Annotated in this window: 19 protein-coding genes; 5 read left to right on the top strand and 14 right to left on the bottom strand. The window is 65.3% G+C overall.

Going from position 1 to position 16,927, the window contains the following annotated elements:
* Nucleotides 1–7: 7 nt before the first annotated feature.
* Together AC1MDG_RS15060 and AC1MDG_RS15065 are read left to right on the top strand one after the other, a co-directional pair.
* On the top strand, nt 8–892 hold the full coding sequence (locus tag AC1MDG_RS15060; protein WP_479804836.1) for a type II secretion system F family protein: 885 nt from the start codon (nt 8–10) through the stop codon (nt 890–892).
* 108 nt (nt 893–1,000) lie between these two features.
* A complete protein-coding gene (locus AC1MDG_RS15065; protein WP_479804838.1) occupies nt 1,001–1,456 on the top strand; it encodes an Hpt domain-containing protein in 456 nt (151 codons plus the stop codon).
* 52 nt (nt 1,457–1,508) lie between these two features.
* Here the strand turns inward: AC1MDG_RS15065 and AC1MDG_RS15070 are convergent, their stop codons facing one another.
* From AC1MDG_RS15070 to AC1MDG_RS15110, 9 genes are all read right to left on the bottom strand, one after another.
* Nucleotides 1,509–2,279 carry a response regulator transcription factor gene (locus AC1MDG_RS15070; RefSeq protein WP_479804840.1) on the bottom strand — a complete coding sequence of 257 codons (771 nt, stop codon included), beginning with the start codon at nt 2,277–2,279 and terminating at the stop codon, nt 1,509–1,511.
* A 211-nt stretch (nt 2,280–2,490) separates the two neighbouring features.
* Nucleotides 2,491–3,381: a tRNA pseudouridine synthase A gene (locus AC1MDG_RS15075; RefSeq protein ID WP_479804842.1), complete on the bottom strand. Its 891-nt coding sequence runs from the start codon at nt 3,379–3,381 to the stop codon at nt 2,491–2,493.
* Between the two features lie 31 nt (nt 3,382–3,412).
* Nucleotides 3,413–4,030 carry a 50S ribosomal protein L17 gene (rplQ, locus tag AC1MDG_RS15080; RefSeq protein ID WP_479804844.1) on the bottom strand — a complete coding sequence of 206 codons (618 nt, stop codon included), beginning with the start codon at nt 4,028–4,030 and terminating at the stop codon, nt 3,413–3,415.
* Nucleotides 4,031–4,107: 77 nt separating this feature from the next.
* Nucleotides 4,108–5,118 (bottom strand): DNA-directed RNA polymerase subunit alpha, encoded by a 1,011-nt coding sequence (locus tag AC1MDG_RS15085; RefSeq protein WP_011692778.1) that lies wholly within the window; start codon nt 5,116–5,118, stop codon nt 4,108–4,110.
* Nucleotides 5,119–5,250: 132 nt separating this feature from the next.
* Nucleotides 5,251–5,652: a 30S ribosomal protein S11 gene (gene rpsK / locus AC1MDG_RS15090; protein ID WP_011692779.1), complete on the bottom strand. Its 402-nt coding sequence runs from the start codon at nt 5,650–5,652 to the stop codon at nt 5,251–5,253.
* A 44-nt stretch (nt 5,653–5,696) separates the two neighbouring features.
* A complete protein-coding gene (rpsM, locus tag AC1MDG_RS15095) occupies nt 5,697–6,074 on the bottom strand; it encodes a 30S ribosomal protein S13 (protein WP_011692780.1) in 378 nt (125 codons plus the stop codon).
* A gap of 181 nt (nt 6,075–6,255) precedes the next feature.
* Nucleotides 6,256–6,369: a 50S ribosomal protein L36 gene (gene rpmJ, locus AC1MDG_RS15100; RefSeq protein ID WP_009358722.1), complete on the bottom strand. Its 114-nt coding sequence runs from the start codon at nt 6,367–6,369 to the stop codon at nt 6,256–6,258.
* 69 nt (nt 6,370–6,438) lie between these two features.
* A complete protein-coding gene (infA, locus tag AC1MDG_RS15105) occupies nt 6,439–6,660 on the bottom strand; it encodes a translation initiation factor IF-1 (RefSeq protein ID WP_009358723.1) in 222 nt (73 codons plus the stop codon).
* A 153-nt stretch (nt 6,661–6,813) separates the two neighbouring features.
* Nucleotides 6,814–7,782: a P1 family peptidase gene (locus AC1MDG_RS15110; RefSeq protein WP_479804847.1), complete on the bottom strand. Its 969-nt coding sequence runs from the start codon at nt 7,780–7,782 to the stop codon at nt 6,814–6,816.
* Between the two features lie 255 nt (nt 7,783–8,037).
* Here AC1MDG_RS15110 and AC1MDG_RS15115 point away from each other — a divergent pair, with 255 nt between their 5' ends.
* The 3 genes from AC1MDG_RS15115 (at nt 8,038) to AC1MDG_RS15125 (ending at nt 11,286) form a co-directional block, all read left to right on the top strand.
* Nucleotides 8,038–8,988: a carbohydrate ABC transporter permease gene (locus tag AC1MDG_RS15115; protein ID WP_479804849.1), complete on the top strand. Its 951-nt coding sequence runs from the start codon at nt 8,038–8,040 to the stop codon at nt 8,986–8,988.
* A complete protein-coding gene (locus AC1MDG_RS15120) occupies nt 8,985–9,839 on the top strand; it encodes a carbohydrate ABC transporter permease (RefSeq protein ID WP_479804851.1) in 855 nt (284 codons plus the stop codon). The genes AC1MDG_RS15115 and AC1MDG_RS15120 overlap by 4 nt, the downstream gene beginning before the upstream one ends.
* 100 nt (nt 9,840–9,939) lie before the next feature.
* Nucleotides 9,940–11,286 carry an ABC transporter substrate-binding protein gene (locus AC1MDG_RS15125; protein WP_479804853.1) on the top strand — a complete coding sequence of 449 codons (1,347 nt, stop codon included), beginning with the start codon at nt 9,940–9,942 and terminating at the stop codon, nt 11,284–11,286.
* 110 nt (nt 11,287–11,396) lie between these two features.
* Here the strand turns inward: AC1MDG_RS15125 and map are convergent, their stop codons facing one another.
* From map to AC1MDG_RS15150, 5 genes are read right to left on the bottom strand one after another with little or no spacing between them, the layout of a single operon-like run.
* Entirely contained in the window at nt 11,397–12,224 is an 828-nt protein-coding gene (gene map, locus AC1MDG_RS15130) for a type I methionyl aminopeptidase (RefSeq protein WP_479804855.1), read from the bottom strand.
* A 37-nt stretch (nt 12,225–12,261) separates the two neighbouring features.
* Nucleotides 12,262–13,173 (bottom strand): NAD-dependent epimerase/dehydratase family protein, encoded by a 912-nt coding sequence (locus AC1MDG_RS15135; RefSeq protein ID WP_479804857.1) that lies wholly within the window; start codon nt 13,171–13,173, stop codon nt 12,262–12,264.
* Nucleotides 13,170–14,918 carry a class I adenylate-forming enzyme family protein gene (locus tag AC1MDG_RS15140; protein ID WP_479804859.1) on the bottom strand — a complete coding sequence of 583 codons (1,749 nt, stop codon included), beginning with the start codon at nt 14,916–14,918 and terminating at the stop codon, nt 13,170–13,172. The genes AC1MDG_RS15135 and AC1MDG_RS15140 overlap by 4 nt, the downstream gene beginning before the upstream one ends.
* Nucleotides 14,908–16,110 carry a cytochrome P450 gene (locus AC1MDG_RS15145; protein WP_479804861.1) on the bottom strand — a complete coding sequence of 401 codons (1,203 nt, stop codon included), beginning with the start codon at nt 16,108–16,110 and terminating at the stop codon, nt 14,908–14,910. The genes AC1MDG_RS15140 and AC1MDG_RS15145 overlap by 11 nt, the downstream gene beginning before the upstream one ends.
* Nucleotides 16,107–16,901, bottom strand: a complete 795-nt coding sequence (locus tag AC1MDG_RS15150) for a glycosyltransferase family 2 protein (protein ID WP_479804863.1) — start codon at nt 16,899–16,901, stop codon at nt 16,107–16,109. The genes AC1MDG_RS15145 and AC1MDG_RS15150 overlap by 4 nt, the downstream gene beginning before the upstream one ends.
* Nucleotides 16,902–16,927 lie beyond the last annotated feature (26 nt).

Here is a 16,927-nt window from a genome sequence, read left to right on the forward strand (position 1 = left end):
GCCCCCGATGAATCCCGTGGTGCTGTCCTCGCTCCTCCTGGTAAGCCTCCCCATCGGCTATCTGGCATGGTCCGTCCTGTCCGTGGACCGCAAGGCCCGGACGGCAACGGTGGCTATCCTGACCCGCGGCAGGAGGGCGTCGGAACTCCCTGAAAAGACACCGGGACGGTTCCTCGGCAGGATCGGCTACGGCCTGACCCCCACCGCTTACGTCCGGAAACTCGACCGGCTACTATCCCTGGCCGGCCGGCCTGCAGCGTGGCCGCTGGGGCGCATCCTCGCGGCCAAACCCGTCCTCGGGCTGGTGGGCGCGTCCCTTTTCATCCTCATCAGCATGAGCAGCCCCAAACCGATCATCAAGTTGGCCGGGCTGTTCCTGCTCTTCCTGGGCTACTTCATCCCCGATCTGCTCCTTTACAGCAAGGGCGTGGAGCGGCAGAAGGCCATGCAGCTGGAACTCGCCAACACCCTGGACCAGATGCTCATTTCAGTGGAAGCGGGCCTCGGCTTCGAGGGTGCCATGGCCCGTGCCGGGGAAAACGGCAAAGGGCCGCTGGCCGAAGAAATCATCCGCACTCTGCAGGACATGCAGGTGGGACGCAGCCGCCGGGAGTCGTACGTCGCGCTTGCCGAACGCACCAACATCCCGGAGCTGCGCAGCTTCGTCCAGGCGATTGTCCAGGCTGACACCTACGGCATAGCCATCAGCCGGGTCCTCCGGATTCAGGCCAAAGTGATGCGGGTGAAGCGACGGCAGCGTGCTGAGGAAAAGGCCATGAAGCTGCCGGTGATGATCCTCTTCCCTCTCCTGTTCTTCATCTTTCCCGTGCTGTTCATCGCAATTCTCGGCCCGGCCGTCATCAACACAGTTGTCACATTTAGCGGCCAGTAAGGTACGCAGGTGACCCCTGTCACCCCCTGTAAACCCAAGAGACTCAAGGTTTCCACAAGATCTGCCGAAGTCCAGTGAATTGACAGAATCAGGAAGTAGCGTTGTCATATGTCCAGTTCAGGCAGTTACACCGAAGGCGAGGGTGCGGACCAGATCCCCGCCCTGTCCGAGGCCGCAGCTGCCCCGGGCACTGACGGTGTGGCTTTTGAGGAAATCCCGCTTGTGGACCTCCTGGTGCTGCAGGACCTCGAGAGCCAGCTGGCCCAGCCGGCCGTCGCCAGGAAGTTCGCCTTGGACTACATCGAGATCTGGGAACAGCGATTTCTCAACCTGACGAACGCGATCTCCGGCCAGGACCGGACCACTGCCCTGGACGCCGCCATCAGCCTGAAGATCGGCTCGGCGATGGTAGGAGGCCTGCGCCTCGCCCGCCTGGCGGAAGACATCGAGAGCATGATCCGTTCGGGCTGCTGGGACGAAGGCCAGTCAATGCTGGCATGCGTCTCCGACCTTGGCCACGAAACGGTTGCCCAGCTCCGCCTCAGCTACCTGCCGGCGGGCTAAGCCACCGGCGGCCCGCCCGGCAGGCCGCCCGGCGACGCCGCTTGCAACGCCGCTAGAGCTTGCCGGCACCGAGCCGGTACCCGACTCCCCGGACCGTCTGCAGCAACTGCGGCGAGTGCGTGTCCTCGTGCAGCTTCTTCCGGAGGTTCCCGATGTGCACTTCCACGGCACGCTCGTCAGCCTCGCTGATATACGTGTTGTCCTGGTAGTAGTCCCCCCGCACCACCTTCACCAGGTCCGCCCGGGTGCACACTGCGCCGCCGGCCCGGAGGAGTTCCTCCAGCAGGACAAACTCGCTGCGGGTCAACTCCAGTTCCTTGCCCGCCAGTTCGGCCGATCTGGTCCGCGGGCTGAGCCTCAGGTTCCTGTGCTCCAGAACGTCACGGGATCCTGCTCCCGTGTCTGCAGGCGGTACAGGCGTGGCGGCCGGCGCCTGCCTCGGTGCGTCGCCGTTCCGCGGGCGCCGCATCATGGCCGCCACCCTGGCCCGAAGCTCCAGCGGACGGAACGGCTTAGTAATGTAATCGTCCGCGCCCGAGTGCAGCGCGGTCAGCATGTCCGGCTCCTCGGTCCGCCCTGTCAACATCACAACGTAGGCGTCGCTGAACTGCCTAATGCGCCGCAGCACCTCGTATCCGTCTATATCCGGCAGACCGACATCCAAAGTGACAACATTCGCCCGCTGTTGCCGGACCAATTCCACGCCTTCGCGGCCATCCGCGGCGCTATGCACCTCAAAACCCGCCTGAAGGAAGACCGATTCCAACAAGTTACGTATGTCCTTGTCGTCCTCGATAACCACAGCTACTCCCAGATCGCTCATGGCCAAACCCCATACATCCCCAGAGACCCCATGCAGGCACCTGCCCATCGCACATGCCTGTTACACCCCCCGAGGGACTACGCTACAAGAAATCTCGCTTTTAGTGGGCTGTTTTTGCGGGGTAAATTCCTAAATGTCAATTGGCGTGACTTTCCCGTTAACTTTGTCTGCCAGGAATGGGCCGGGCACTTTATGCGCAGCCCATTGGTAGCTATTTACGGAGGGCTCTGGTCAATTCAGCCCGGGCCAGCAACTCGCTGTCCGACGGATAGGCTACTTCCTCGAGCACCAGGGGATGCGGAGCGGACAGCACCGATTTCGCGTCGCGCTTCTGCTGGAGCAGCCGCTCGTATAACCACCCGGGCTTCTCCGCCCCGGAACCGACATACAGGGCAGAGCCCACCAGCGCCCGCACCATGTTGTGGCAGAAGGCGTCTGCCTGCACGGTGGCGACGATGACCCCGTCACTTCCCCGCGCGAATTCAAAGCGCTGCAGCTCCCGGATGGTGGTGGAGCCTTCCCGGGGTTTGCAGTAGGAACGGAAGTTCTGCAGCCCCAGCAGCTTGGACGCGCCCTCGTTCAACAGCGACACATCGAGCTGCTCCTTGTGCCAGAGCGTGTAATACCTGCCCAACGGATCCCACAGCGCCGGACCGTCCGCGATGCGGTAGCTGTACCGGCGCCACAGTGCCGAGAACCGCGCGTCGAACCCCTCCGGAGCCACGGTGACGCTGTGCACTTCGATCGCGCCGGTGAGGTCGCCCAATCCCCTGCTCAGAGCCCCGCGCAGGCGCCGCAGGAGCGCGACGGCGGGATCCAGTTCAGCGCCGCGGTTCAGTCCCTGCCATTCCACTTCGGTGAGGTCCAGGTGGACCACCTGCCCGCGGGCGTGCACGCCGGCGTCGGTGCGGCCAGCGACAGTCACGCGCACTTTGCGGCGGATCAGGAGCGCCAGAGCGCTCTCCAGGACGCCCTGGACCGTCAGCATGCCGGGCTGAACTGCCCACCCGCTGAAGGGTCCGCCGTCGTACGCCAAATCCAAACGGATACGCAAAAACCCGCCGCCCCCCAAAACGGGGGCAGCGGGTTTCTGGTGGTTCATAGACTTAAGTCTAAGCCAAGGATTTAGCGAATTACTTCGCGTCCTTTTCCTCAGCAGCAGGCTTTTCAGCAGCTTCGGTGGCTTCTTCCGCAGAAGCAGGGGCCTCTTCGGTTTCAGCAGCCTCAGCCTTGGGGGCTTCCGTTGCTTCGGCTTCCGGAGCAGCTTCGGTCTCAGCGACCTCAGCCTCGGCGGGAGCTTCCTCTGCAACAGGAGCAGCAGCGGCTTCCTTCTTGTCGGCGTCGCGCTTGGCAGCGGACGTAGCCTCGGCTACGACGGCCTGCTTGGCGGAAACCGGCTCGAGGACCAGTTCGATGACAGCCATGGGAGCGTTGTCGCCCTTGCGGTTGCCGATCTTGGTAATGCGGGTGTAGCCGCCATCGCGGTTCTCCACTGCCTGTGCAATATCGGTGAACAGCTCGTGGACGACGCCCTTGTTGCTGATCAGGCCGAGTACACGACGGCGGGAAGCGAGGTCGCCGCGCTTGGCGAAGGTCACCAGACGCTCTGCGTACGGCTTCAGGCGCTTGGCCTTGGTCACCGTGGTGGTGATCCGCTTGTGCTCGAACAGTGCTGCTGCCAGGTTCGCGAGCATAAGACGCTCGTGAGCCGGGCCGCCTCCGAGGCGCGGACCCTTAGTGGGGGTAGGCATAATTGTTTCTCCTCATATGGAAGCCGGTGGGCTGCGCACAACGTGGTGCATCCAGCCAGCCGGCCAAGATCTGCTTGTTAGAGCTCGTCGTCGCTGAACGCGGCGTCGTCCTCTTCGATGGCTGCGGCGCGTGCTGCCAGGTCGAAACCGGGAGGCGAGTCCTTGAGGGACAGACCCAGTTCAACCAGCTTGGCCTTGACCTCGTCGATGGACTTCGCACCGAAGTTACGGATGTCCATCAGGTCGGCCTCGGAGCGGGCAACGAGTTCACCCACGGTGTGGATGCCCTCACGCTTGAGGCAGTTGTAGGAACGGACGGTGAGGTCCAGATCCTCGATCGGCAGGGCCATGTCAGCTGCCAGGGCAGCGTCAGTCGGCGACGGGCCAATCTCGATACCTTCAGCTGCGGTGTTCAGCTCGCGGGCCAGACCGAACAGTTCCACCAGGGTGGTGCCTGCGGAAGCAACGGCATCGCGCGGGGCGATGGCCTGCTTGGTCTCGACGTCGACAATCAGCTTGTCGAAGTCAGTGCGCTGCTCAACACGGGTGGCTTCCACGCGGAAAGTAACCTTCAGCACCGGCGAGTAGATCGAGTCGACCGGGATACGGCCGATCTCGGAATCGCCGGACTTGTTCTGAGCTGCCGAAACGTAGCCGCGGCCGCGCTCGATGGTCAGTTCGAGTTCGAACTTGCCCTTCGAGTTCAGCGTGGCAATGTGCAGATCCGGGTTGTGGAATTCGACGCCGGCCGGCGGAGCGATGTCCGCGGCGGTGACGACTCCCGGGCCCTGCTTGCGCAGGTAAGCAACAACCGGCTCGTCGTGCTCGGAGGAAACCGACAGGTTCTTGATGTTCAGGATGATCTCGGTGACATCTTCCTTGACACCCGGAACCGTGGTGAACTCGTGCAGCACGCCATCGATCCGGATGCTGGTTACAGCAGCGCCCGGGATGGAGGAGAGCAGGGTACGGCGGAGGGAGTTTCCGAGAGTGTATCCAAAGCCCGGCTCCAGCGGTTCAATGATGAAACGGGAGCGGTTTTCGGAGACGACCTCTTCAGAGAGGGTGGGGCGCTGTGCAATGAGCACTTAGGTTTCCTTTCGGCGAGCATCCGCTATATGACGCAACACAGGTGGTGGAAATTCGGTCTGAAGACTTAACGCGGCTGGGCCTGCCCGGACCCGTGAAGGTCCGGGCAAGCTGCAGCTGCTGGAAACGTCTTAGACGCGGCGGCGCTTCGGCGGGCGGCAGCCGTTGTGCGCGGCGGGGGTGACGTCCTGGATGGAGCCAACCTCCAGGCCGGCGGCCTGCAGCGAGCGGATTGCGGTTTCGCGGCCCGAACCCGGTCCCTTGACGAACACGTCAACCTTCTTCAGGCCGTGCTCCTGGGCGCGCTTTGCAGCAGCTTCGGCAGCCATCTGGGCAGCGAACGGGGTGGACTTACGTGAGCCCTTGAAGCCAACCTCACCGGCAGAAGCCCAGGAGATGACAGCACCGTTCGGATCCGTGATGGAAACGATGGTGTTGTTAAAGGTGCTCTTGATGTGCGCCTGGCCCAGCGCGATATTCTTCTTGTCCTTCTTACGCGGCTTGCGAACCGCGCCACGAGTCTTCGGGGGCATTATTTCTCCTACAGAAAGTTATGGGGGAAAGCAGAACGCTGTGTTTAGCGTCCGGCCTTCTTCTTGCCGGCGACGGTACGCTTCGGACCCTTGCGGGTACGAGCGTTGGTCTTCGTACGCTGACCGCGTACGGGCAGGCCCTTGCGGTGACGCAGGCCTTCGTAGCTGCCGATTTCAACCTTGCGGCGGATATCAGCGGCCACTTCGCGGCGAAGGTCACCCTCAACCTTGTAGTTGCCTTCAATGTAGTCACGCAGCTCAACCAGCTGTGCGTCAGTCAGGTCCTTGACCCGAACGTCAGCGCTGATGCCGGTAGCAGCCAGGGTTTCGTGTGCACGGGTCTTGCCCACGCCGTAGATGTAAGTAAGCGCAATTTCCAACCGCTTTTCGCGGGGAATGTCTACGCCAGCGAGACGAGCCATAGTGGCGGTACTCCTTGTATAAACCGGAGGTCGTAGGCAGTACACCCGCACTTTCAGTGCGGCCCCAGCCTCCGACCGGGGGTTAGCTGTCCGGGCTCTGTCGAGCTAATGTCCCAGTTCAGCTTGTGCTGCCTTTATTTACTTGCGTGGGTTAGCAACCCAGGGTTTCCCGTGAAGGAAATTAGCCCTGGCGCTGCTTGTGGCGCGGGTTCTCGCAGATCACCATGACCCGGCCATTACGGCGGATCACTTTGCACTTTTCGCAGATCTGCTTGACGCTCGGCTTGACCTTCATGGCGTTCCTTTGCGTGTTGCAGTTGGTCTACTGGACCGGCCTTCGGCTAAAGCTCTGGCCGCCCAGCGTTTACTTGTAGCGGTAGACGATACGACCACGTGTGAGGTCGTACGGGCTCAGCTCCACCACTACCCGGTCCTCAGGGAGAATCCTGATGTAGTGCTGGCGCATTTTTCCAGAGATGTGCGCCAGAACGATGTGCTTGTTGGTGAGCTCAACGCGAAACATCGCATTAGGCAGCGCCTCAGTCACAACGCCCTCGATCTCAATGACCCCGTCCTTCTTGGCCATACCCTCCGCTAACTGTTGTTGTCACAGCCTCCCGGTTGGCACCGGACATGACTGCGAACGTTTTTGATTGATTGGCTTCTGCCTTACGACCGCAAAAGGGCACAAACAGGGCAGACAACCAACAGACAACACTACGCCATCTCGGCAGGAATGTTAAATCGGACCATGGTAGCGCACCACCGGCCCATATGCAGCAAATACCCCCGCCGGGGTTGAGACGCCTTCAGCCCGCGAAACGCCGTCCAGGATGGCTTCCGTCACGACGTCGGCGGCCGCGCTCTGCAGCGCAATGAGGCTGAACTGCCGGGGGACGTCGGTGCTGCTGTGAAGTTCGACGGCGCCGGTTGCCAGGGCGAACACGGTGTCACCGTCCGCCAAAGTGTGGGACGGGTTTAGCGCCCGGGCCAGCCCGGCATGGCAGGCAGAGGCGGTCCGTTTGCACTCCACCTTGTTCAGAACGGCGTTGGTGGCGACGACGACGAGGGTGGTGTTGAGGGGTGGGGTTGCCTGATCCGCGCTGCGCGGGGCTTCCGCCCGTTCCGGCGATGTGCCATAAGGCAGTCCCACTGCGTTAACGACCGCCAGTGCCCCTACAACCACGCCGTTGTCCAAGGTGATGGAGGCCGTGCCCACTCCCCCTTTGTACGTCCCCCTGCCGAGGACGGCTCCGGTGCCGGCCCCCACGTTGCCGCGTTCGACGTCGTGCCCTTCCTCTTGGGCGGCAGCGGCGGCAGTTGCCGCGTAACCCATCTCCTCATCGGGACGGGCGGAAAAGTCACCGCCGCGGCCCAGGTCGAAGATGGCGGCGGCCGGAACGATCGGCACCAGTCCCCCGGGCACGCCGAATCCCCGGCCGTTTTCCTCGCACCAGCGCTGGGCCCCGCGCGCTGCGACGAGTCCATAGGCGCTGCCGCCGGTGAGCACCACGGCGTCCACCCGCTGCGAGAGCGTTGCCGGGTCCAGGGCATCGGTTTCGAAGGTGGCCGGGCCGCCGCCGCGGACGTCAACGGAACCCACGGTTCCCGGCGGCGGCAGCACCACGGTCACCCCGGTGAGCCAGCCGCCGTCGGACTTCGCCAAGTGTCCCACCCGGATTCCGGTGACATCGGTTATCGCTCCCATGGCTCCATTGTGCGCCCTCGCCAAACTGAGTGTCCGCTCCCAGGAATCTGGCGACCCGCGGAACCAAGTCCTGCCGTGAAAACAAACGTCATGTAATACTGCAAGCAACACAGCGTTAACGGGCAAGGAAGCCTTGACTAACAATCCTCTGACGAGGGCTTGTGCGGGATTCTGCCCACCAACCATGTGGTGAAGTGAAGCTACCCCCACATCCATCGGCCTGCCATCCGCGGGCCCGGAACCGTTAGAGACCGAATGACAAGACAACTGACCGACAGGCCGTCCGCCGTCGCGGAAGCCGGTCCGGCCCTTCGGCGCCGGCCCAAATGGTCCGGAAGGACCCGCCGGGATTTCTTCGTATTCATGGCCCTCGCACTCCCCAACCTGGTGCTGATCGGGGTCTTCACCTACCTCCCGCTCATCAACAACATCTACTACTCCACCCTGGATTGGACGCTGGGATCGGCGTCCGCCACCGTGGTGGGGCTGGACAACTACGTCACGTTCTTCACCAGTTCCGATGCCGCCAAGGTGCTTGGCACCACGGCCATCTTCACGCTGGTCACCGTTGGCGGCTCCATGGTGCTGGGCCTGCTGATCGCACTCGCGCTGAACTCCAAGGTCCGGGGCACCACCTTTGCCCGGTCCGCAGTTTTCGCCCCCTACGTGCTCAGCGGCGTCGGAGTGGGCCTGGTCTGGTTGTTCATCTTCGACCCCGGCTACGGCGTCCTGGCCTGGGTCCTCCGCGGCCTGGGCCAGCAAAGCCCGCAATGGATCAACGATCCCCAGCTCTCGCTGGTCATGGTGATCATCGTCTACGTTTGGAAAAACCTGGGTTACTGCGCCGTGGTGTACCTTGCGGGGCTGCAGTCGCTCCCGCAGGACGTCATGGAGGCCGCCTCACTGGACGGCGCCAACGGGTTCCGGCGCTTCCTGAGCATGTCCGTACCGCTGCTCTCCCCCACCACGTTCTTCCTGCTCATCACCACCATGCTCAGCTCGCTGCAGGCGTTTGACCTGATCAGGATCATGACTCCCCTGGGCAACGGCACCAGCACGCTGATCTACGAGGCCTACCTCCAGGCATTCGGTGCCTTCAACCGGGCCGGCTACTCGGCGTCAATCTCGGTAGTGCTCTTTGCCATCCTGCTCATCATCACCGTGCTGCAGCTGCGGTTCGTCGAACGGAAGGTGCACTACTCATGAGCACGCACCGGCCACTGTCCCGCGCCAACATTGTCCAGACCATTGCCGGCGGCTACGTCCCGCTGATCCTGGCCACCCTGGTGGTGTTCCTTCCGCTGCTCTGGATGATCCTGAGCTCCTTCAAGCAGCCCGGCGAGATCATCACCATGGACCTGAAGATCCTCCCGGAGAGCCTGACCCTGGAGAACTACAACATCGCCATGACCACGGTGCCGTTCGCGCAGTTCTTCCTGAACAGCACCATCGTCACGCTGGTGGGCGCCACCGTCAAAGTGCTGCTGGCCATCCTCACCGCCTACGCCCTGGTGTTCGTTCGCTTCCCGTTCAAGAACGCCATCTTCGTGCTGATCCTCGTCGCCTTGATGGTTCCGCCGCAGGTGTCCATCCTGCCCAACTACATCCTGATCGCAGGGCTTGGCGGAAAGAACACCCTCTGGGGCATCATCCTGCCCGGCCTGGGAACCGCCTTCGGCACCTTCCTGCTGCGGCAGCACTTCATGACGCTGCCGGCCTCCATCCTCGAATCCGCGGAGATCGACGGCGCGGGCCACTGGCGCAGGCTCTGGCGGATCGTGGTCCCGGTGTCTGTCCCCTCGATCGCCACCGTTGCCCTGGTCACCGTGGTCAGCGAGTGGAACGACTACATCTGGCCGCTCATCATCACGGACCGCCCGGAAACCATGACCCTTCCGGTGGGCCTGACGCTGCTGCAGAACTCCGAAGGCAACGGGTCCGGCTGGGGCATCCTCATGGCCGGCGCCGTGCTGGTGATCGTCCCCATCCTGGTGGTGTTCGCAGCACTCCAGCGCTACATCGTGGCCGGCCTCACCCAAGGCAGCGTCACCGGCTAGGGGCCGCCCTGTCCGGCGCGCCCATGCTTTCCCCGCACCACCCGTCATCCAACCCGTACAACGAGTCAGCATGAGCAAACCACCTTTGAGAGGATCCACAATGGGCATGAATCTTGACCGCAGGCATTTCCTGGGGCTTGCCGGCGCAGGAGCCGGCGCCGCTGCACTGGCAGCGTGCGGCGGCCCGTCCACCGGCGGCAACACCCCGGCCAGCGAAGCCGCCGAGATCGACTTCAGCGGCGTCAAGCCGGCCGCGTCCATCGACTTCTGGACCAACCACCCGGGCAAGTCCCAGGACGTGGAAAAATCCATCATCGCGAAGTTCCACGCCAAGTTCCCCGACATCAAGGTGAACCTCGTGACTGCGGGCGCCAACTACGAGGAAATCGCCCAGAAGTTCCAGACCTCGCAGGCGGCCAAGGAAGCCCTGCCGGGCGTTGTGGTGCTCTCCGACGTCTGGTGGTTCCGCTACTTCTCCAACGGCAACATCATCCCGCTGAACGGCCTCGTCAAACAGCTGGACATCAAGGTGGACGACTTCCAGAAGTCCCTCGTGGCGGACTACCAGTACGACGACAAGCAGTGGGCCCTCCCCTACGGCCGGTCCACGCCGCTGTTCTACTACAACAAGGACCACTTCAAGGCGGCCGGGCTCCCGGACCGGGCACCGAAAACCTGGCAGGAGTTCGCCGAGTGGGCACCGAAGCTGAAGGCCAGCTCGGGCGCGCAGTACGCCTACATCTACCCGGCGCTGGCGGGCTACGCGGGCTGGACCCTGCAGAACAACCTCTGGGGCTGGGGCGGCAGCTGGTCCAATGAGTGGACCATCAACTGCGACTCGGCCGAATCCGTCGAGGCACTCCAGTGGGCCCAGGACTCCATCTACAAGGACGGCTGGGCCGGTGTTTCCTCGAAGGAAGCGGCTGACGACTTCGCGGCCGGGATCACCTCGTCCACCATCTCGTCCACCGGCTCACTGCTGGGTGTGCTGAAGTCCGCCAAGTTCAACGTGGGCGTGGGCTTCCTGCCGGGCGGCCCCAAGGTGGAAAGCGGCGTGTGCCCCACGGGCGGCGCCGGCCTGGGCATCCCCAGCGGCGTGAGCAAGGAGGTGCAGCTGGCCGCAGGAACGTTCCTGAAGTTCATGACCGAACCGGAAAGCACCGCGGAATTCTCTGCAGCAACGGGCTACATGCCTACCCGTGTTTCGGCCGACATGACCTCGGTACTGGCCAAGACGCCGCAGATCAAGACAGCCATGGACCAGCTCGCGGTCACCCGGGTCCAGGACAACGCCCGCGTGTTCCTGCCCGGCGCAGACCAGGAAATGGCCAAGGCCGCGGCGAAGATCCTCACCCAGCAGGGCGACGTCAAGGCCACCATGACCGCACTGAAGTCCACGTTGGAGGGCATCTACACGAAGGACGTCAAGCCCAAGCTCAAGAGCTGACGCTGGCGTTCCGGACGCGCTTTCGGTCCCCCGACGCACAAAATCCCTGGGGACACCGGAATTCCGGTGTCGCCAGGGATTTTCTGTGTCGCCGGCGTTATTCGCGAAACTTACGGGATCGGGACCGGGACCACGCCCAGCGGCGCAAGCCGCGCCGCACCGCCGTCGGGCGCCGAGAGAACCCAGATGCCCTTTTCGTGAACGGCCACCGAGTGCTCCCACTGGCACGAGCGCTTGCCGTCCGTGGTGACCACGGTCCAGTCGTCCTCGAGCACGGCGGTCTCGATGCTGCCGCGGACCAGCATGGGTTCAATGGCCAGGCACAGTCCGGGGCGGATCTTGGGTCCGCGGTGGCTGGTCCGGTAGTTCAGCACGTCCGGCGCCATGTGCATTTCGGAGCCGATGCCGTGGCCCACGTAGTCTTCCAGGATGCCCAGCGGCTTGCCCGGGACGGAGGAGACGTAGTCGTCCACGGCGCAGCCGATGTCCCCCACGAACTTTCCGGTGGCCAGCGCCGCGATGCCGCGCCACATGGCTTCCTCGGTGACTTCGGACAACCGGACGTCCTCGGGGTCGGGCGTCCCCACGATCACGGTGCGGGCGGAGTCGGAGTGCCAGCCGTCCACGATCGCGCCGCCGTCGATCGAGATGATGTCGCCGTCGTTGAGCACACGGCTGCCCGGGATCCCGTGGACCACTTCCTCGTTGACGGAGGTGCAGATGGTGGCCGGGAACCCGTGGTAGCCGCGGAAGTTGGACTTGGCGCCTGCCTCGTCCAGGACCGCAGCGAATACCGCGTCCAGCTGCGCCGTGGTGGCACCGGGGACGGCCGCCGCCACCGCCGCGTCCAGGGCTCGGCTCAGGACCAGGCCGGCCTCGTGCATGATCCGCATTTGGGCGTTGGTCTTGTATTCGATCCGGGGCTGTCCGAATGCCATGTATACCTCAGTACTTCGTCTCGCGGGCGGGATGCGTTCATCCCAGGTCTCTGATCCATTCTCCCGCACCCGCGAAGCTGCTCGGGACAGGGACAACGCCAAGCTCCTCCCGCAGGCGTCGCGTGGAGTAGGTGCGCTCGAAGCCAAGCTGGCTCACGGCGTAGCGCGTGAGCCTCGGCGGCTTGCGTGTCACGCCTGCCATCGCTTCGAGGGACGCCGCCAGCGTCATTGCCGCACGCATCGGGATGAAGCCGAGTTCGACGTCGGAACGGCCGGTGTTGTCCAGTACCTCCCGCAGCACCTGGCCGAGTGCCACCGGCCGGTGGTCGGCAACGTTGACGGCGCCGGTCACCTCCGAGGTGCAGGCGGCGAGCGCCGCCCGGGCCAGGTTGCCTACGGACGTCAGCTGGTGCCGGACATCCGGTCCCCCGACGCTCAGCAGCCGGTTATGGTTCACATTGCTGATGAGACGGGGCAGAAGCGTCCGGTCCCCCGGGCCGTACACCCCGTGCGGCCGGAGTATCAGCGCATTGCCGTGCCGCGCCGCCGCGGCCTCCGCCATGGCTTTCGACCCGGAGTAGGCGTTCAGGTACCGTCCCGCGACCGGGTCCTCCGGCCGGCCCACGCACGGCTGCCACCACGGGTAGACGCTGGAGCTTGAAATGTGGACCAGCCGCGCCCGCGGGAAGGTCGCCGCAACGGCCTCAGTCCCTTGCACGTTGACTCGGTGGAACAGCTGCGCGGGACCCCAGTCCGCCACGTGCGCGCCGGCATGCACGACGGCGTCGATCACCGGCGGTGAGGACAGTTCCCCGGCGCCGAGGTCCCACACCCGCTGGCCCGGGAGCTGGCGCCGGCCGTACCGGATCACTTCCCAGCCGCGCTCCTCCGCAGCCGCAGCAACGGCTCCGCCGACGAAACCGCTGGCCCCGGTCACTGCGATCCTCATGGCGTCCCCTCCGGCGGCCGGTCTTGTGACCGCAAGTCTTCGAAAAGAGCCCTCAGGGCAATTCGGTCGGGTTTGCGGTGCCGGCCGGAAACCGGCAGCCGGGGCAGGATTTCGATCCGGTCCGGGAGCGCCGATTCGTCGATGAGTTTCGGCAGCCACCGGCGCAGCGCCTGCTGGAGCGCCTCATGGTTCCGTCCGTGCTGCGGTTCGACGGCGAGCCACACCGCTTCGTCGCCGATCCCGTCCGGAACGCCGACCATCACGGCCTGGGCCACGCCGTCGATGCCGGCGATGACGGGCTCGTACAGGCCGGGGTAAATGTTGGTCTTGCCGCGGATGATCATGTCCTTCTTGCGCCCCAGCAGGACCAGCCGGCCGTTGTCCACCCTCACGAGGTCTCCTGTGGCGTGCTCGTCCATGGCATCCTCGCCAAGGTAGCCCAGGCACATGTTCGGCCCGGAGACCATCAGCTCGTGGTCGTCCGCCACCCGGACGCGGACGCCGGGCAGCGGTCCGCCGAGGTAGTCGCCCTCGCCGGAGCCGTCCGGGGTCCGGAATTCCGCAGTGTGTCCGGAAGCGAAGTCCAGCTTCTCCTGCCCGTCCGCGATCGCGATGGGCAGCACTTCGGTCATCCCGTAGATGCAGTGGAAGCGCACCCCGGGCAGGAGCCGGGCAGCACGCTCCAGGAACGGGGCCAACACTGGGGCGGCGCCCAGCATCACCGTGGTCAGGGTGCTCGGCCACAGCAGCTGTCCTGATTCCACGGCGTCAAGGATCGGCGCCAGCTGCGAGGGTACAAGGAACACGTGGGTTGCCGCCTGCTGCCGGGGCGAGGACCCCAGCTCGGCCGCGAAGCGCAGCGGATCGATTGCAGCGGACAAGCCGTACGCCGGCATGGTCCAGTGTGCGCCGGCGATCAGGGCGGGCAGGCCCATCATCAGCTGCTCCGAGTGGATGCGGTCGCCGGCGGCGAATGTGCAGCGTGCGCTCAACTGGCCAAAGCCCGCCGCCAGGGTCCCGCGGCTGTGCACCACGCCTTTGGGATGGCCGGTGGTGCCGGAGGTGAAGATGATGACCGCCTCCTGGTCCGGTGCTGCCTCGACCGCCGGCAACCCGTCCGGCCGGCCGCCGTCGCCCTCGGCGCCGCCGTCGTGGCCGCCGTCGTCCTCGATGCCACCGGGAGTAGCGCTGCGGGACAGGGCACGGATGTTGGTGGACTTCAGCGGGACCCCCGGAAGCCACGGACCGGAGTGGAAGTGCCGGACCTTCATGGCGCCATAGTCCGGAAGGAGCAGGCCGCGCCGCCGCGCAAGCGGCCGCAGCGGGCCGCGCGCGCTGAGCGCATAAAGCAGCGACTCGGAGGCCGCCCACCGCGGGGATGCCAACGCCGTCCTGTTCCGGAACAATCCGGGGCCCACCCCGGGATCGATGAACACGATGGCCCCGCCTGCCCGGACGGCAGCCAGTGCGAGCGTGAATGCCGCCGGCCCCGGCCGCACCGAAAACAACAGCCGCTCCCCTGGACCGAAGCCCTCACGCCGCAGGCCGGCAGCAGTGGATTCAATCCCGGCAGCGAGCTCCCGGTAGCTGATGGTTTTTCCCGGCTTGGCGCCGCGCCTGCCACCACGCCTGCCGGGTGCCGTGATGGCCGGATGGTCCGGGTATTTCGCGGCGGTCTCGTACACGGCGGCAATGAGGTCGTCCGGGAGCTTGGCGGGCAGGTCAGCGGGCAGGTCAGTCGGCACGGGTCAGCTCCAGTGACTTGTAGTGCGGGATGAGCACGTTCCGGCTGACGGCGCGGGAGCGGATGCGCCACGGGTCCCGGCTGTACTCGTCCAGCAGCGCGGCCAGGGCGCAGTTGATTTCGGCCATCGCCAGCGGCATGCCGATGCAGAAGTGGGCGCCCGCCCCGAACCACAGCTGCCGGGCCGCGGCCGGAATGGGCGTCCCCGGGTCAAAGCCGCCCAGGCTCTTGACGGCGTGCACGGTGGACAACAGGATGCGGTCCCCCGGCCCGATCCGCACGCCACCGAGCCGCCCGGCCGTTGTCGCCTCGCGCAGCATCATCGGCGACGGCGCGGTGTACCGCAGGCCCTCGTTGACGGCGTCCGGGAGGCCACTGCGGTCAGCTGCCAGCGCGGGCAACATGCCGCCGTCGAACAGCATCGCGGCGAGCCGCGGAACATAGGACACCAGGGTTTCGGTTCCGGCGATCACAAAGGCGCTGACAATCCCCACCGCTTCGTCCTCGCTGAGTCCCAGGACCCTCAGGCGGCCCGGAAAGGTGGACGGGTCGTCGCCGCGGTACGCGTTGCGGACGGGTCCGGCCAGGATTTCGACGGCGGCCTTCGCCTTTGAGATCTGCGGCAGCGTCAGGCGTGGCCGCCCCAGCCTCACCAGGGAAGTGATGGAGGTGCCCAGGTTGAAGAGTTCGGTGTCCGGCAGGCGCCCGGGCGCATCGTCCGGGACGCCCAGCAGCCTGCTGACCACTCCCCCTGACAGCTCTTTCACGAGTCCGACGAACTCCACCGAGCCGCCGTTGTCCAGCCCCGCGGCCAGCCGTTCCCGCAGCCGATCGCCCGCCGGGGCCACGATCGCCTGAACGGCGCGCGGACTGAACAGGCCGTTGAGGCGGCGCCGCAAGTCCAGGTGCTCCTCCCCGTGCATGTTCAGCAGGGCACGCGGACCCACCACGGGAGTCCACAGTGCACCGGAAGCCCTGGCGCCGGACTTCGAATAGCCGGCATCCATCAGGACTTCCCTGACCAGCGAGGCCTCACTGACCAGCACCCCCAGGCCCGGCACCCGCACAACGGGCCGTAGCTTCCCCAGTCCGCGGATCAGCGGATAAGCCACAGGATGGGCTGCGGTGTGCAGCCGCCGCTCCCACGTGGCCAGGTCTCCCCTGGCTACCGCCTTGGCAGTGGTTGCGCTCACCGGATGTCCACGTGGTCGGGGCGGAACCGGTGGTCGGCGTACCAGGCGAGCGTGTTGGGCAGGCCCCAGGCCTTGACCCTGCGGGAGGATCCGAACACCACCACGTTGCGCCGGAGGGCGTACGATCGCGTCAGCTTGCGGACCCGGTTGGAGAGCGCACGGTCCTCATGCAGCTCCTCGATGCTGGTCCGGGGAAAACCGCCTGCCCGCAGGTACAACTCCGCGGTGATGGCCATGTTGCAGCCGGGCAGCATCTGGTACGGGCCCAGGTAGCCCTCCCCCTTGTTGCCGGGCCGGATGCGGCCAAAGAACGACGCAACCTCCACGGCCAGCAGCATCAGCCAGCGGCTGCCCCGGCCCAGGCCTTCATCCAGCCGCGGGTTGAGCTGCCCAGCGATCATTTCCAGGCCGTCGTCGAACGCTTCCATGATGCGCCGGGTCCAGTCCGCGGCCGGGAGGCAGTCCGCGTCAGTGCGGGCCAACCAGCGGGCACCGTTCAGCGCGCCAAAGCGCATGCCGGTATCGGCAGCGGCGCCGGTTCCCTTGTGGGCCTCGTGGACCAGCCGGATATCCATTGCGGGGTGCATCCGGGCGAAATCCGTCACGATTTCAGTGGTGGCATCCGTGGACCCGTTGTCCACCACCACGAGCGTGAAGTCTTGGTGCAGCTGCGCAGCCAGGGCCTGCAGAGATTGGCGGATCAGCTTCTCCTCGTTGAGTGCCGGCATCGCGACACACAGCGCCCGCACCGGCGGTTCGGTACCGGGCACCGGCGGTTCGGTACCGGGCACCGGCGGTTTGGTGCCAGAGGGCGGCC

This window comes from Arthrobacter sp. AIWTK1, assembly GCF_056680535.1.